General features: G+C 36.0%; 15 protein-coding genes. 5 read left to right on the top strand and 10 right to left on the bottom strand.

The genetic code is table 11. The features are described from left to right. The first annotated feature begins 286 nt into the window (after nt 1-286). Entirely contained in the window at nt 287-727 is a 441-nt protein-coding gene (locus PY770_RS01200; RefSeq protein WP_056958605.1) for a universal stress protein, read from the top strand. A gap of 53 nt (nt 728-780) precedes the next feature. Further along, entirely contained in the window at nt 781-1,662 is an 882-nt protein-coding gene (locus tag PY770_RS01195) for an RluA family pseudouridine synthase (protein ID WP_275046007.1), read from the top strand. Nucleotides 1,663-1,718: 56 nt separating this feature from the next. Here PY770_RS01195 and PY770_RS01190 read toward each other — a convergent pair whose 3' ends face one another. Together PY770_RS01190 and PY770_RS01185 are read right to left on the bottom strand one after the other, a co-directional pair. Then, nucleotides 1,719-4,115 (bottom strand): phosphoketolase family protein, encoded by a 2,397-nt coding sequence (locus PY770_RS01190; protein WP_103428836.1) that lies wholly within the window; start codon nt 4,113-4,115, stop codon nt 1,719-1,721. A gap of 186 nt (nt 4,116-4,301) precedes the next feature. Next, entirely contained in the window at nt 4,302-5,027 is a 726-nt protein-coding gene (locus tag PY770_RS01185; RefSeq protein WP_056958600.1) for a GntR family transcriptional regulator, read from the bottom strand. 87 nt (nt 5,028-5,114) lie between these two features. Between PY770_RS01185 and PY770_RS01180 the strand changes: the two genes are divergently transcribed. Further along, nucleotides 5,115-5,993 (top strand): IS3 family transposase, encoded by an 879-nt coding sequence (locus PY770_RS01180; protein WP_275046006.1) that lies wholly within the window; start codon nt 5,115-5,117, stop codon nt 5,991-5,993. A 74-nt stretch (nt 5,994-6,067) separates the two neighbouring features. Here PY770_RS01180 and PY770_RS01175 read toward each other — a convergent pair whose 3' ends face one another. Then, the gene (locus PY770_RS01175; RefSeq protein ID WP_275046005.1) at nt 6,068-7,648 is read right to left on the bottom strand and encodes an Nramp family divalent metal transporter; all 1,581 of its coding nucleotides are present in this window, start codon (nt 7,646-7,648) and stop codon (nt 6,068-6,070) included. Between the two features lie 119 nt (nt 7,649-7,767). Between PY770_RS01175 and PY770_RS01170 the strand changes: the two genes are divergently transcribed. Beyond that, nucleotides 7,768-8,274 carry an aminoacyl-tRNA deacylase gene (locus PY770_RS01170; protein ID WP_014081547.1) on the top strand — a complete coding sequence of 169 codons (507 nt, stop codon included), beginning with the start codon at nt 7,768-7,770 and terminating at the stop codon, nt 8,272-8,274. A 37-nt stretch (nt 8,275-8,311) separates the two neighbouring features. On the opposite strand, the gene PY770_RS01165 is transcribed toward PY770_RS01170, so the two are convergent. From PY770_RS01165 to PY770_RS01135, 7 genes are all read right to left on the bottom strand, one after another. Next, nucleotides 8,312-8,641, bottom strand: a complete 330-nt coding sequence (locus tag PY770_RS01165; RefSeq protein ID WP_275046004.1) for an ArsR/SmtB family transcription factor — start codon at nt 8,639-8,641, stop codon at nt 8,312-8,314. An 11-nt stretch (nt 8,642-8,652) separates the two neighbouring features. Continuing rightward, nucleotides 8,653-9,216, bottom strand: a complete 564-nt coding sequence (locus PY770_RS01160) for a cadmium resistance transporter (protein WP_275046003.1) — start codon at nt 9,214-9,216, stop codon at nt 8,653-8,655. Nucleotides 9,217-9,293: 77 nt separating this feature from the next. Next, nucleotides 9,294-11,354: a KUP/HAK/KT family potassium transporter gene (locus tag PY770_RS01155; protein WP_395350445.1), complete on the bottom strand. Its 2,061-nt coding sequence runs from the start codon at nt 11,352-11,354 to the stop codon at nt 9,294-9,296. 6 nt (nt 11,355-11,360) lie between these two features. Continuing rightward, nucleotides 11,361-11,834, bottom strand: coding sequence for an HD domain-containing protein (locus PY770_RS01150; protein ID WP_275046002.1), 474 nt, complete (start codon nt 11,832-11,834; stop codon nt 11,361-11,363). 25 nt (nt 11,835-11,859) lie between these two features. Then, complete coding sequence (locus tag PY770_RS01145; RefSeq protein WP_014081543.1) at nt 11,860-12,507, bottom strand: HD domain-containing protein; 648 nt, start codon at nt 12,505-12,507, stop codon at nt 11,860-11,862. 93 nt (nt 12,508-12,600) lie between these two features. Next, nucleotides 12,601-13,593: an AEC family transporter gene (locus PY770_RS01140; protein ID WP_103428842.1), complete on the bottom strand. Its 993-nt coding sequence runs from the start codon at nt 13,591-13,593 to the stop codon at nt 12,601-12,603. 81 nt (nt 13,594-13,674) lie between these two features. Further along, a complete protein-coding gene (locus PY770_RS01135) occupies nt 13,675-15,318 on the bottom strand; it encodes a malolactic enzyme (protein ID WP_275046001.1) in 1,644 nt (547 codons plus the stop codon). A gap of 118 nt (nt 15,319-15,436) precedes the next feature. Here PY770_RS01135 and PY770_RS01130 point away from each other — a divergent pair, with 118 nt between their 5' ends. Beyond that, complete coding sequence (locus PY770_RS01130) at nt 15,437-16,309, top strand: LysR family transcriptional regulator (RefSeq protein WP_275046091.1); 873 nt, start codon at nt 15,437-15,439, stop codon at nt 16,307-16,309. The last annotated feature ends 55 nt before the right edge of the window (nt 16,310-16,364 follow it).

The raw sequence follows: 16,364 nt of genomic DNA, 5'->3' as shown, positions 1-16,364 counted from the left end.
TATCAAAGAAATTCTGACTAACCACACAGTTAAGCAACCATAGAATTGTCAACATAACTAGCTGAATTTTTAGTTACATTATCTGAGCTTCTTCCCTTTTAGTTGTTATCATTTAATCATTTTAAAGTAAAAGTGTCAACAAAAAAACTTAAAATATGATTTTTTTCGAACTTATAATTCGTATTTAGTTTACAAATTAAAAGTGCTCCTACTTCAAAGGAAAATTATTATAGATTAACTGGAAAAATGTTATACTATAGGAAATAGAAATTATGAGGTGATCGAAATGGCAAAAAACTATGAACGTATTTTAGCTCCAGTTGATGGCGGAGAAGATACGATGCCCGTATTAGATAGAGCAATTGAACTTGCAAAACAAAACGGTAGTCATTTGGATATTTTAAACGTTATTCAAGTAACCCAGTTTAACCGTAATTACGGTAATGCAGTTTCAGCTGACACCGTTTATAAACTAACTGATCAAACTAAAGAAATTCTCGAAACTTTAAAGCAAACTGCTATTAAACAAGGTTTAAGCGATGTTTCAATTCACATGCGTTTTGGTAACCCAAAGAAAATTATTGCTCAAGAATTTCCTAATGATCATAACGATGATTTAATCGTAATTGGCGCTACTGGACTTACAGCTGTTGAAAGATTAGTTGTAGGTTCTGTTACTAACTATGTCGTTAGAGTTGCAAAACCCGATGTTTTAATCGTTAAATAATTAATTATTAAAAAGGCCCATCATCCGATGGACCTTTTTCTTTGGAGAAAATTATGTCAGTTTATCATTATCAGTTAAAGGTTCCAAATAGCTTTGATAATCAATCTGTAAGAGCATATTTAAGCGATTACTTATTACTACCTAAACATCTGATTTTTTCGCTTAGAACGCATTTCCGCGTTAAAGTTAATCAAAAATATTTACCAATGAATTTTAAAATTCATGCTGGTGATCAAATTGATTTAACTTTTACAGCTGAAGACTTCACTGCTCCACACCAACCGTTGATTGTTGATCAATCTAAGCCATTAAAGGTCCTTTGGGAAAACGAAGATTTCATGATTGTTAATAAAGATCGAGGAGATAAGACGCATGCTAACCAGCCAGACGAAAGTCATGCAACCTTAAACTATGCAGCTGGCTATCTCGATCCCCAAAAACCTTACATTGTTCATCGATTAGATCAACAAACCAGTGGTGCATTAATCATTGCGAAAAATCTAGTTGTTGTTCCTATATTAACTCGATTAATTAGAGAAAAAGCAGTTAAACGAACTTATTTAACTTGGGTTCGAGGACATTTCAAACAATTATCGGGTACTATTAATTTACCAATTGGTCGTGATTTGACGGACCAACGCAAGCGTAAAATTAATGGTGAGGATGCTAAACGGGCTATCACGCATTATCAAGTCGTTAAAGAAGTAGCAGGTAATTCATTGTTAAAGGTTCAATTAGAAACTGGCCGAACACATCAAATTCGCGTTCACTTAGCTAGTTTAAATCACCCAATTATCAATGATCCCCTTTACGATGTGAAAGCTAATTTACAAAAGCCAATGTTATTGCATTCATGGAAAGTGGAAATGAAGACTCCGTTTTATCACAATTCATTAGATGTTACTGCCCCACTTCCATCAGAAATGAAAATTTAACCACAAAAAAAGAGAACTCGAACGAGTTCTCTTTTTATTTTTAACAACTAATTAAATTATTTGTTAAGTGGTTCCCATTTCCAGTTAGTAACTTCTGGTAAATCAGTACCTTCAGTTCTAATGTAGTGGTTGTGCTTGTCAATCATATCGTTCATTTCTTGAATGAAGTCCATGTTGCTTTCAGCTAAACCAGGGATGTCTTTAACGATATCTTTAGCCAAATCGAAACGATCAAGTTGGTTAAGAACACGCATATCAAATGGTGTAGTAATATCACCATTTTCACGGTAACCGTGGACATCAACATTCTTGTTGTCACGATCGAAGAAGATAGTTCTGATGATATCTTCGAAACCGTGGAATGCAAACAAGATTGGAGTATCAGTTGTGAACAAGTTGTTAAAGTCTTCGTCAGTTAAACCACGAGGGTCGAGCTTAGGATTACGTAATCTCAACAAGTCAACAACGTTAATGAAACGAATCTTCATTTCTGGGAAACGTTTGTGTAAGATTGATACAGCAGCTAATGCTTCAAGTGTTGGTTCAACACCAGCAGTAGCAATAACGATATCAGGTTTTGCACCTTGGTCTGTAGAAGCCCATTCAACGTAACCTAAACCATTTTTAACAAGGTTTGAAGCTTCGTCAATATTGAACCATTGTGGACGAGGGTGTTTTGAAGTAGTAATCAAATTAATCTTTTCGTAATCTGAGAAAGCTACATCTGAAACAGCTAATAATGTGTTAGCATCAGCTGGGAAGTATTCACGAATGAATTCTGGTTTCTTTTCAGCAAGATGGTTGATAAGACCTGGATCTTGGTGAGTGTAGCCATTGTGATCTTGTTGGAATACAGTTGAACAATCAATAAAGTTCAATGAAGGATATTGGTTTCTCCATTCCATTTCAGCAGCTTTTCTTAACCACTTGAAGTGTTGTGTAAGCATTGAATCCACTACACGACCGAATGCTTCATAAGTAGCAAAGAAACCGTGACGACCAGTTAATACGTAACCTTCTAACCAACCTTCATCATCATGTTCTGATAATTGTGAGTCAATAACACGACCATAGTAAGCCATGTGTGCATCATAAGGATCATCGATTGTACGTTCCCATTGACGGTTAGTAGTTTCGAAGATATCCCAGATTCTGTTTGACCATGTTTCATCAGGACCAAAGGCACGGAAGTTAGTAGGGTTTTTCTTCATAGTATCACGAACCCATGCTGACCATACAACCATGTCCATTGCTTCCATTTGACCTGGAGTTTCAATGTTTAAAGCATAATCACGGTAATCAGGTAAGTCTAATGGTTTAGGATTGATTCCACCATTAGTAATTGGGTTAACTGACATACGTTTGTCACCCTTAGGAGCTAATTCCTTAAGGTAATCTTTAAGGCTACCATCTTCGTTAAATGAATCTTCTGGCTTGTAGCTTTCCATCCATTTAACAAATTCATCAACAGTACCCATATCATCAGCTGATAGAGGTAGTGGAACTTGGTGAGCACGGAATGAACCTTCGATAGGAAGACCTTCAGCGTTGTATTCTGGACCAGTCCAACCTTTTGGTGAACGGAAGATAATCATTGGCCATTGTGGACGAGTAGCAGTTTCAGCAGTTTCGTTTTCACGAGCATTCTTTTGAATTGCTAAGATGTCTTCAATAGCTGAATCCATAGCTTTTGCTAAGTTAACGTTTGCTTCGTCAACGTCAGTACCATGAGGTTCGTTAGTTTCAACAAAGTAAGGTTTCCAACCTAAACCTTCGAAGTACTTACGTAAGTCTTCGTCAGAAGTACGGTTGAAAATAGTTGGGTTAGCAATCTTGAAACCATTTAAGTTAATGATTGGAAGTGCAGCACCATCTGTAACAGGGTTAATGAATGAGCTTGAGAACCATGATCCAGCTAAAGGACCAGTTTCAGCTTCACCATCACCAATTTCAACGGCAGCAATAACGTCAGGGTTATCTAAGATAGCACCAACACCGTGAGAAAGTGAGTAACCTAATTCTCCACCTTCATGAATTGAACCTGGTGTTTCAGGAGCAGCATGAGATGCAATACCACCTGGGAATGAGAATTGTTTGAATAATTTAGCCATTCCTGCTTCATCAGCAGTAATTTCTGGGTAAATGTCTGAATAGCTTCCATCCATGTATGAATTAGAAACCATTACTTGACCACCATGACCTGAACCTTCGATATAGAACATGTTTAAGTCATACTTGTTAATTACACGGTTTAAATGTGTGTAAATAAAGTTTTGTGATGCAATTGTACCCCAATGTCCGATTGGTTTAACCTTTACATCTTCAGAAGTCAAAGGCTTCTTCAATAAAGGATTGGCACGCAAGAACAATTGACCAACTGAAAGATAGTTGGCAGTGTTCCAATATTGCTTCATTTTGTCAAAGTATTCTTTTGAATTGTAATCTACTGACATGCAATAACACTCCTTTTAATAATCATCAACCAAATGATTGATTTTAAAATATGATTAAGTTAAAAATCTAACTCAGCTACACAATCTATATTAACAACATTTCACAAAAAGTCAAACTTTTTGAAGATTGGTACGTATCAATTTCAAATGTGATGTTGCAAGCGTTGTATCCGCTTTCCTAGAAAGCTAATCTGAGAGATTAACAAACGTATTGTAACTAAAATATTTGTAGTGAATTCGCATTGTAGAAACTTCAAAAGGTGTCCCATCATCTAGGAAAAAGACCCCTTCCATAATGCCAACTGGTTCTGTCGGTTTTAAGTCTAAAAGGGCTTGATCATTTTTATTTGAAGGTTGAGTTTCAATTGACATAAAAGATTTGGTCCCCGTATGATGTAATTCTTTGGCAAAATAATCGAACAAAGAATGACTCACAATTTCTTTTGTTAATGCTGGAGCAATCTTAATTGGAATATAACTATTTTCAATAATAATTCCTTGATCATTTAATAAACGAAGTCGTTTAATTTCGTATACAAACTCTTCAGATTGTAAAAATAAATTTTCTTTAACTTCTTTTGAAGCTGGAATCACCTTAAAATCAAGTACTTTAATGGTTGGATTATACCCTTCCTTTTTCAAGTTATTGGTAATCCCTAAGTTTGAGCCCTCATAGCGAAAAATAGATTTATTTTTTAAATACAATGGATTAACAAAAGTTCCCGATCCGCGCTTTTTAAAAATCACGCCCTCTTCGGCTAAAATTCCCAAAGCACGTTTAATTGAACTTCGACTAACTCCTAATTCTTCACTTAACGTTCGTTCATCAGGTAAACGATTATTTTCAAAATCATTAGCCCGAATTCGATCTTTCAAATTTTGCATTACTTTTTTATAAACTAAATCAGCCACTGAACAACTACCTCGTTCTTTATTAATATCTAAAGTATAGCAGAATCAAAAAAAGGATTCCTGATATGAACCCCATAAGTTAGATTCTTGTCCAACTTATGGGGTTCATATCAGGTAATTGATGATCTAAGGCGTAAATTCAAAGTCAGTCTTAGCTTCATTTTAAAAGCTGTTAAATTACCTAGAAGTAACTATTACTATGCGACTTCGTCGCAATCAATAGACAAAGATAAAAATATAATTAGGTTAATAAATAATATTAAAGAAATCAATCCTAACTATGGTTATAGAAGAGTTACGATGGCTCTCAATAATGATGGATATAACGTTAATCAAAAACGTGTTCTTCGTATTATGAAAAAATATAATCTTTTATCGTCGGCTTTTGGAAAAAAGAAAAGAAAATATAGTTCTTACAAGGATAATGTTGGTAAAAGATTTAAAAATAGATTGAATCGTCGATTCAATACACCAATTCCATTTCAAAAGTTAGTATCAGATACTACAGAGTTAAGGTATGGAAAACAAAGTATAAATGAACGTATATATTTAAATCCAGTGCTAGATTTATTTTCTGGAGAGATAATTTCATATAGTATTAGTAACCATCCTGATTTTAATTCCGTCTTTTTACCAATTAAAGAAGCTATTTTAAAGCTACCTAAAACACACTTCAAAAGATTCTTCCATTCTGATCAAGGAGTTCATTATCAAAATAAACGATTAAATAAATTTCTAAAGAAAAACCACATTACACAAAGCATGTCGCGTAAAGCAACCTGTTTAGATAATGCGGTTATTGAATCATTTTTTCACCTTTTAAAAATTGAAATAGGAAACAATTTTAGTACGAAAGAAGAATTAATAAATTCCGTTAGGAATTGGATTTATTATTACAATAATTTTCGTATTAAAACAAAACTAGGAGGCAAGTCTCCGATTCAATATCGAAAACTTGTCTCCTAGAAAAACTAAATAATGTGTCCAACTTTATGGGTTCACATCATCCCAACGAATTGGAAATCCTTTTTGATTATTGATTATTTAGTTGATTCTTGTTTACCAACTTTTTCTTCTTCAGTAAAAGCTTTGTTTGATTTGTAAATATCATAAAGTACCCAAATCAATAAGGCTAATACTAAGAAATCAGTAGTATAAGCAATCGTGTTAGCCATGTGAGTTTGACTAGCTGTAATATCATCTCCGAAGAATCCAGCAACAGTACTAGGCATGTTGTAAAGGTTCAAGAAGATTAAAGTAACAACTGAAATCCAACCAGCAATTTTAATCCACATTGCATTTGCAAAACGTTTACCACGCATTTCAAGTTCACTATTAGTAAACATCAATAGTGGAAGCATTGAGAATGGTAAGGCAAAGGCCAAGAATATTTGAGAGTTTTCCATTAAATCATTCATAGCAGTATGTTGCGCAATCTTTGAATCGCCAGCAGTCATCAATACACAAAGTAAAACTGGGATGATTGATAGTAAACGAGTTACTAAACGACGTGCCCAAAGTGGCATTCTCATGTGAATGAAACCTTCCATAACAACTTGACCAGTTAAAGTACCAGTAATAGTTGAGTTTTGACCTGATGCCAACAAGGCAACAGCAAACAATGTTGAAAGGACACCAGTTTTAGCAACACTAGCTAATAAACCGTTACTCATGAACACTGGATCTTTAAGAGCTTGGTAAAGTCCGAAGAATGAAGTATCTTGAACAGCACCTGATTTAAATACGGCAACTCCCATGATCAATAGCAATGCATTAACGAAGAATGCCATTGTTAATTGAATGTTTGAATCAAGAGCTGAGAATTTAACGGCACGTGCTAAATCATCTTCATCATCATGATCAACTTTACGAGTTTGTGAGATAGCTGAGTGAAGGTATAAGTTATGAGGCATAACAGTGGCCCCAATGATTCCAAGTGAACCAGCCAATGGTGACATTCCGTGAACAACGGGAGTTTCTTTAACTGTATCAATACTTGGAACTAAACCTTTAATTGCTCCTAGCCAATCAGGGTTTGATAATGCAACTTCGTAAGCAAAAACGAAGAAGATAACTAAAATCAAAGCACAAACTATGGCTTCAATTTTTCTAAATCCAATTGATGTAAGTAAAAGTAATACCAAAACATCAAGAACAGTAATTAATACAGCAATTACAATTGGAATACCGAACAATAGGTAAAGCGCAATGGCTCCCCCAATAACTTCGGCAATATCAGTTGCCATGATGGCTAACTCAGTTGTAATCCAAAGTACAATTCCTAGTCCTTTACTAGTACGGGCACGAATTGCTTGTGCCAAGTCCATTTGTGTCACGATTCCAAGTTTAGCTGCCATGTATTGCAATAACATCGCAATCAAACTTGAAATCAAGATAATAGACATTAACATGTATTGGAAGTTTTGTCCCCCAGTGATTGATGTTGCCCAGTTACCGGGATCCATGTAACCAACCGCAACTAGTGCACCTGGTCCTGAATACATTAATAATGTTTTCCAAAATCCAATATTTTTTGGAACTTCCACAGTACCATTAATTTCGTCTAATGATTTACCATTAGCATATTCAATTAAATGGTGCTTCTTTTTAGCTTCTGCCATCCGAAAAATCTCCTTTTCTATAAAACCAATATTAAATTCAAATTTATTGTACATTAAAAAAAACCAGTTGTCATTAGAAATTTTTAATATGTTAAAATTATCGTAAGAGGTGTTCAAGAATGTCACATAAAAAGAATAAAATCCACAAAACTTTAGTGGAACAAATCTTAGATCAACACAAAATTCCTTATCAACAAATTATCTTTCCTACCTATCAAGATGGTGATGTTTCCCAAATTAATACAGCAGATGGTGATTATCCGAAACATCAAATTTACAAAACCCTTGCTTTAACTGCCAAAGGTAATGGTCCGTTAGTCGGGGTGGTTCCCTTAGATGCCCGCTTGAGCTATAAAAAACTAGCTAAAGCTTCTGGCAATAAGAAGGTTGGGATGATTCCTTTGAAAGACCTCGTACAAGCGACCACGTACGAACATGGAGCTAACACTCCGATTGGAATTTACGAAAAGAAAGGCTATCCTATTTACTTTGACGAAAGCGCCAAGGAACAAGGCGACATTATTGTTTCATCTGGTCAAATTGGGCGCTCAGTATTAGTGAATGCTGAAGCAATTGCTAAATTAGTTCACGGTAAGTTTGCTGATATTGTCGAAATTTATGAATAAACAAAAAATCCAATCTCAATTGAGGTTGGATTTTATTTTAGCGAAAATTATAATGATGTGGTTCGTGTTTAATCACATGACTCACGTGATCAAAGGTCAACTCGATAATGCTTAAGATGTGCGGATCATCCAGGGTGTAACTGACGTATTTACCTTTTTTATTAAAAGAGATTAGCTGATGCTCCCGCAAAATAGCCAACTGATGTGAAACCACAGACTGAGCTAAATCTAATTTTTCCGCAATTTCATTGACGGTCATTTCGTTTGATTCTAATGAATAAAGCAGTTTCACCCGCGTCGGATTACTCAAAACTTTATAAATCTTAGTGGTCTCCGTTAATAGTTCATCATCAAAACTGTTTTTCAAAATTCATCATCCTACAATAATTTAATTAGATGGGCGATTAATCCACTATCGAATAACACATAAATTCCGATTAAAACGTAACAAATCTTCATCAAAATTTCTCCGTGTTTTTCAATTAGTGACTGCACCCAATGGCTACTCTCAACTGCTTTAGCTAGTAAAACAATTAATACCGTTAAGCATAGCAGATATAGACTAGCTTCGCCAAATTCTAGCCAACTCTTTCCAATTAAAACGGGAACAAAGATGGAAAGTACACAACCGGTACAGACTGATAGATAAGTCACAAAGACGGTGTAAATTGCTGATTTAGAAACCGTACTAGCTGCCTCATCGTCGTCATCTTTAAAGGCCATGTAAATCGGCAATAATCCTAAAATTCCTAAAATCCATTCTGGAAGAAACTTGCCTAAGACATCACCCACCACAAAACCAACTAATAATAGGGCAAAAACGGCCAAAGCATATCCAATCATAACTTTAATCGTCGAAAATTGTTGTAACAAGAAAATTAACATGATGAAAAAATCGATGTTAATTGCAATAAAAGTTAAGGTTAAGACTGAAAAATTCATAAAATGCTCCTCCATATGTTATATGCTAAATATAACATATGTTTTCTATAAATAAAGCAGAAACTTTAATTTCTGCTTTATTTATAGAAGTCTTTATCATCTGGATCAAACGGTTTGATTTGATAAACCGTTGGCTTAGGTCGATTAACAATCTCTCGTTGCACTAGATAATCATCAATTTCTTTATAAATAAAGAGTGGTGAAATTTCTTGCACAACATCACTAAATTCGAGTCCAAACCAATTAATTGGTGAGGCCGTCAAATTCTGCATGTAAATTCGTTCCCGAATCATATGACGGTCAAGCGGTTTGATGCTGTTATTAAAGACCAAATCATTTGGCATTTCTTTAATAATGACGAACCTAAAGTTTCCAATCTTACGCCCTTTTTCCGTCGTATATTTAGGGACTTGATTTTGAAGAATTCCCTGTTGCAACAAATTATCCACAATTTGATGTAAGTAAGTACTAATATGTTGGTTTTTCTTAAATCCTAGGTAAAGTTGCACGTTTACCATATTATCAGTGCCCATCATATCAACGGTGTAATTACTTTCGTATGGCACATCCGTTTCATTAACTGAAACAAACCAATAAACTTGAGCTCTTTTAGGATCTTCATCCAAAATGGAATACATAACGTTTCGTTTAATCTGATAACCGTCATGCATTTTTGTCATATAAACTAAGTTCGTAGAATACATTGGAATGCTTTTATCTTCACTTAATTTTTCTAACTGATCACGATATTGCATTACATCAATATATTCACTCTCTTGATCGTAACGTTCACGAGCTTTGTTTCCAAAGTACCAAACCCACATCACGTACAAAATAATCATCATGATGAAGAGCGTGACATAACCACCGTGAACAAACTTCACCATGCTGGCAAGGAAGAAGACCACTTCAATACTACCAAAGAAGAGGACGACAGGAATCGCAACTTTGCTACCATATTGATCTTTCATGTACTCTCCAAGCAAAATCGTCGTCATTAGCATCGTCACAGTAATGGCAAGTCCATAAGCAGCTTCCATTTTTTCTGAACTACCAAAGTACCAAACGACACTTAAAGTAATCGCACAGAGCAACCAGTTCACCATCGGAATGTAAATTTGGCTTTTGGTATTACCAGTATGTTTAATAATCATCCGTGGCAATAATTTAAGCCCAATTGCTTCGGAAACTAAGGTAAATGATCCAGTAATCAAAGCTTGGGAAGCAATAATGGCAGCTAATGTCGCAATTATCGTTCCAAAAATTAACCAGGCATTCGGTAACATGCCATAGAAAGGGTTAATCGAAGTAAAATGAGTCGCAAAACTCTGACTTTGATAATGATTAATAATCCAAGCACCTTGCCCCAAATAGTTTAAGGTCAAAGCAGTATACACAATGGGCCAAGTCATGCGAATATTTGCTCGTCCCACGTGTCCCATGTCAGAATACAAGGCTTCGGCACCAGTAGTAGCAAGAAACACACTTCCTAAAATAAAGATTCCCGATTTATTTGCAGGACTGAAAAGCGTTTCCAGAGCCTTTAAAGGATTCAAAGCTTGAATAATTTGCGGATAACTAAAAATATTAATTACTCCAAAGACGCCTAAGAAAATAAACCAAAGCGTCATCACTGGTCCCAATAAACGTCCAATGACCGCTGTCCCAAAGTGTTGCGACATAAACACTAAAATTAAAATAATCGTCGTAATGATTAAAACGGTATGTTGATTAATTCCAAAGTTTTGGTTTTTTAAGCCTTCCACGGCTGAAGTCACTGTTACTGCGGGCGTTAACGTTCCATCAGCTAAGATGGAAGCTCCACCAACTAAAGCAGGAATAATCAACCATTTGGCGTTCTTTTTGACCAAGGCATACAGTGAGAAAATCCCACCTTCCCCGTGGTTATCAGCGTTCATCGCTAAAACAACGTATTTAAAAGTTGTGATAATCATTAACGTCCAAAAGATCAACGAAATCGCACCTATGACATAGGCTGGTGTAATGTTCATTGACGCTTTAGCATCATTAATAATCGCGTTCATGACATACAGTGGCGAAGTTCCAATGTCACCATAAACAATCCCGATGGCAATAATCATGCCAGCAAGTGAAATCTTATTCGTATTTTTCACAATTTTCTCCTAAAGCTCTTTGTTTTCCCATTCTGCTTTAAATTGTTGAATGAATTCCGCCACCGCAAACCGATATTGGGCAAATTCTTTTCCTGTGTCCGTATTAAAGCGTTTAATCACTTCGTTCATCCGTTCTTCATAGTGATTAATCGTGGCTCGTGGTTTCCGATACTCAGTCTTGGTATGACTAACTTGCGTTTCGTTTGGGTCGTACATCGGATAATCATAGACCCCGCCAAACGCAATTAACTGACGGCGAACATCGGCTTTGCGGCCAGCCACCTCATCAGTTAATTTATCATCAAACACATCATGCAAATAAGCGGCCGTTAGTACCAGCTCGACATTGGCCGTTTCATTTTGCAGAATTTTTTGGGAGTTATTAACGACCCGCTGAACGTGGTCAAAACCATGACCAGTTTGATCACCATTCATCATTTTGTAAGCATAGTTACGGACTTTATCAATTCGCTTGGTCATCATCGCACCTCAAATAACTTCTAGTTGATTAGAGTTCGTTCCATTCTGATTTAAATTCTTCCACAAACCGTTGCATGTAAACTTTCCGTTCGTAGGCAATCGTTTTCGCAGTTCGCGTATTCATTTCATCCGCAATTTTAAATAGTTTTTCGTAGAAATGATTAATCGTCGTACTTCCATCACGATAATTATCCCGCGTCATTTTCCGGCGTGGTCTAATTTTGGGGTCATACATTTTATTGCCATGAACTGCGCCATAAGCAAAGGTTCTTGCAATTCCAATTGCACCAATTGCATCTAATCGATCGGCATCTTGCACAATTTGTCCTTCTTTAGAAAGTTCTTGGTGTGCTTCTAAGTTATCAGCAAAGGACATATGTTCAATAATCGCAAAAACCTGTTCAATTTCAGCAGCTGAATAACCAAAATCAGCCAATTTCTGACGGACATCTGCTTTGCGTCCAGCAACGTCATCAGTTAACTTATCATCAAACACATCGTGCAGATAAGCAGCAGTCAAAACAATTTCCCCGTTTGCTGGTTCATTCGTTAATAATTTTAAAGCCATGTTGATAACTCGATCAATATGGTCAAAGCCATGACCAGAATGATCGCCAGCCATCATTTTTTCAGAATATGCACGTACTTGGTTTAGTTTTTCATTCATTTTATTCATTACCCTTTCATCTTGATGGTTTAACTTCTATTTTAGGACACAAAAAAACATCCGTAAATTACTACGGATGTTTTTTTAAGATTTTATTTTCAATTAAATCAACGTTAAAATTTCCATCAAAATTGGCACGACCACCACGAACAAGACGGTACTCGTTACCACAACGTTAGTTGCATACCCAACGTCTCCGTGAGAACGACCAACTAAAATTGGAAGAACAGCTAAACATGGCGCAGCAGCTTGAATTACAAAAGTACTCGTTTCCATACTTGGAATTGTAGCACCAGTGTGCATAAAGAAGATCAACACTGAAAGCATAATGGCCGGTGCAATCACGAACCGGGCCACTAAAGCTAGCACTGAGTCCCGGTCAAAGTGAATTGATTTCAATCCCGCATCGGCCAAAATAATTCCAATGTAGATTAGTGACAATGGAGTTACTAAGCCACCTATCATTTCGAAGGTGTTTCCCAACATAGGAAATCCCTTGGGCTGCACGATAAAGGTAATTGGTAAGCCCAAGATTAACCAAACTAAGGCCATAATGAATCCAATCAAAGGAGCTGGCAGTAACTTCTTCCAATTAAAGCCAGCGGCATTTTTTTCGCCTTTGACCTTAGTTGGATCATCAGCAGAGATAAAGAAGATTCCAATTGCCCAAGCTGAGATGGTATTCATGAGGTAGTAAATCAAGAAAAATGGTAAGACTTGATCACCGAATAAGGCCAAGTTTAATGGCATTCCAATGAAAATCGTATTGGCATTGACCGCCATGTTAATAAACGTGCCTCGTCGTCCCTTTTGAATCTTAAAAATTTTAACTAAAGCAATCGCAATGACATACCCCAGTAAGAAACTCAAAAAGACGTAGAATAAACTGCTGGATAAACTAAGTAATTTGTTTCGATTTAGCTTAGTTACCACTGACATAAAAATCGAAACTGGTAATGCGATATCCATAATGATGAATGAAATATTATTTTTAAAGGTATCACCTAAACGGCCTGAATTACGCAACCAAAATCCTAACGCAATTACTAAAACAATTTCACCCACACTTGATAATGAGGTTAAGAATGCTGTCATCTAAAATTCATCTCCTAAATTTAGTTTAAAAAAACAAAAAACGCTCGTAGTAAATACGAACGAATTTTGCTTAACATTAAATTATTTAACTTCTTTGTAAACTGGGTACCATTTTTCTGCTTCAACGGCAGCCTTAACGTCGGTAATTGTTTCACGAGTAATACCTTCGTCAACGGCAGTTTGAGCAACAGAGTTGGCAACTGTTTGTGAGAATTCAGTTAATTGATCAACTGGTGGTAAGATTGCAGCACCTGGTTGGTTTGGATCAACAATTCCACCCAATGAGTGAGCAGCAGCTGAAATCATCTTGTCGCTTAACTTAGTAGCAGTTGCGGCGATGGCACCTAAACCAATCCCAGGGTAAACAAGGGCGTTGTTAGCTTGACCGATTTCGTAAGTAACCCCGTTGTATTCAACTGGAGCACTTGGAATTCCAGTAGCAACTAAAGCACGACCATCTGACCATTTAATTACATCAGCAGCAGTTGCTTCAGTTAACTTAGTTGGGTTTGAAATTGGCATCACGATTGGACGTTCAGTGTGAGCAGCCATTTCTTTAATAACGTCTTCAGTGAAGGCACCGTGAACAGTTGAAGTACCAACCATGATGGTTGGGTGAACTGCTTTAACCACTGAAAGTAAATCAGTTAAGTCTTCTGAATTAGCAAATTCTGAACGACTTCTAGCAAATTCTTTTTGACCAGGAGTTAAGTCAGGCATGTCGTCAAACAAGAGACCTTGTTTGTCAACCATGTAGAAACGTTTCTTAGCTTCTTCTTCTGATAAACCTGATTGAACCATTTCTTCAGCAACCCGTTGAGCAATCCCAACTCCGGCAGTACCGGCACCAAAGCAAAGGTATTTTTGATCAACCATTTTTTCGCCAGAAATGTTAAGTCCACCAAGGACCCCAGCTAATACAATGATTCCAGTTCCTTGAATATCATCATTAAATACTAAGTATTTGTCTTTGTATTTGTCTAAGATGTTGGCAGCATTTGCACGACCAAAATCTTCAAAGTGAAGGTAAAGGTTAGGGAATAAATCTTCGGCTTCTGTTACAAACTTGTCAACGAAGTCGTAGTATTTTTCTGAGTAATCACGTTCTTGATCAAGTCCCAAGTATAATGGGTCTTCAAGTAATTCTTTTCTAGTAGTACCAGCATCAATTACAATTGGAAGTACTTCTGAAGGATCAATTCCAGCAGCAGCACTATATACCATTAATTTACCAACTGGGATATCAATTCCTTGAGTTCCCCAGTCACCAATTCCAAGAATTCCTTCACCATCAGTTACAACTAATAACTTGATGTTACGGCCTTCAGCGGCATTGATTAGGCTTTGACGAATGGTTTCTTTATCATCTTGGTTAATTGATAAGAAAGCAGCGTTTTGTGGGTTAACGTACATACGACTGTAGTTTTCAATTGAGTCAGCAATGGTTGGATCATATACGATTGGCATAAATTCACTAACGTGTTCAGCGAAAGTAGCATAGAAAAGCACGCGGTTTTCGTTGAAAATACTCATTAAGTAAACACGTTTTTCTAAATCATTGCTCTTAGTTAAGTATTCTTCGTATACTCGAGCAGTTTGTTCTTCTAAAGTTTGTACCCGTGGAGGTAACATTCCTTGGAGATTTAAGGTCTTACGTTCTTCTTCAGTAAATGCAGTTCCCTTGTTTAAAAAGGGATTGTTTACAATTTCTTGTCCTCTTGACATAAATAAGACTCCTTTTTGTAGTATTATTACATTAATAAACTACCTGTATATTAATTCACAGAGAAAGTAATTGTCAAATATATAATTTACATAAACAAACTTTATATGAGGTGATCCTATTAAATTACAAGATTTAATTTACTTTAATAAATTAGTGGAACTAAAAAGTTATACTACAGTTTCTGAGTATTTTGGCGTAAGTCAACCTACCATTTCGATGGCCATTCAGCGACTTGAAAAAGAGTTTAATGTGGAACTTATCAACCGTAATCAAGCACATCGTAAAATTAAAATCAGTCCCCATGGAAAAGTTTTATATAAGCATACCGATATAATTAATCGTGAAGTGGAAGAAATAAAAAAAGACATGCATCACAATTTCAAGGCCCCAATTCGTTTTGGTCTTCCGCCAATCATCGGAAACTATTATTTCCCAATTCTGGCCTTAGAACTTAGTAAGTCTGATATCTTAGATGACTTAGATAATATCGAAGCTGGTTCAGGGAAATTACTTGATCAGCTTCGTTCTGGTGAAATTGACATTGCTTTGCTGGGTTCAAACGAACCAATTGAAAGTCATGCCATTAAATCAAAAGTCTTAACCAAAAGCGATTTTAAGATTATCGTTTCCCTCAATTCACCCTTAGCTAAACTTAAAAAGATAAAAATTAAGGATCTCAACAACATCAATTTCATTTCTCTTTCGAATGACTTCATTCATCACAATACGTTTAACAAACTCTGTAACGAACATAGTATTAAAGTTCACATACGTTATCGGACACAAGATGTCGAACTTTTAAAACAACTTGTCTCTGAAGATTTAGGTGTTTCCTTTTTAACTGAACAAGCCATTAGCCCTAAAGATAACTTGGTAGCCATTCCAATCGATGACGACGATTTAGATAAATTCTACGTTTCTCTAACTTATCGAAAAACACATGTCTTATCGCCTAAAGAAAAACGGTTCTACAATATCTGTTGTTGGTAATAGATTTTCATCTATTACTGATGACAGATTTTTTATTTATGGCTAGAATAAAAAA

Origin of the sequence: Fructilactobacillus sanfranciscensis (genome assembly GCF_029023685.1) — a bacterium.
Taxonomy (GTDB): domain Bacteria; phylum Bacillota; class Bacilli; order Lactobacillales; family Lactobacillaceae; genus Fructilactobacillus; species Fructilactobacillus sanfranciscensis.
This window is presented reverse-complemented; position numbering and strand designations above follow the sequence as displayed.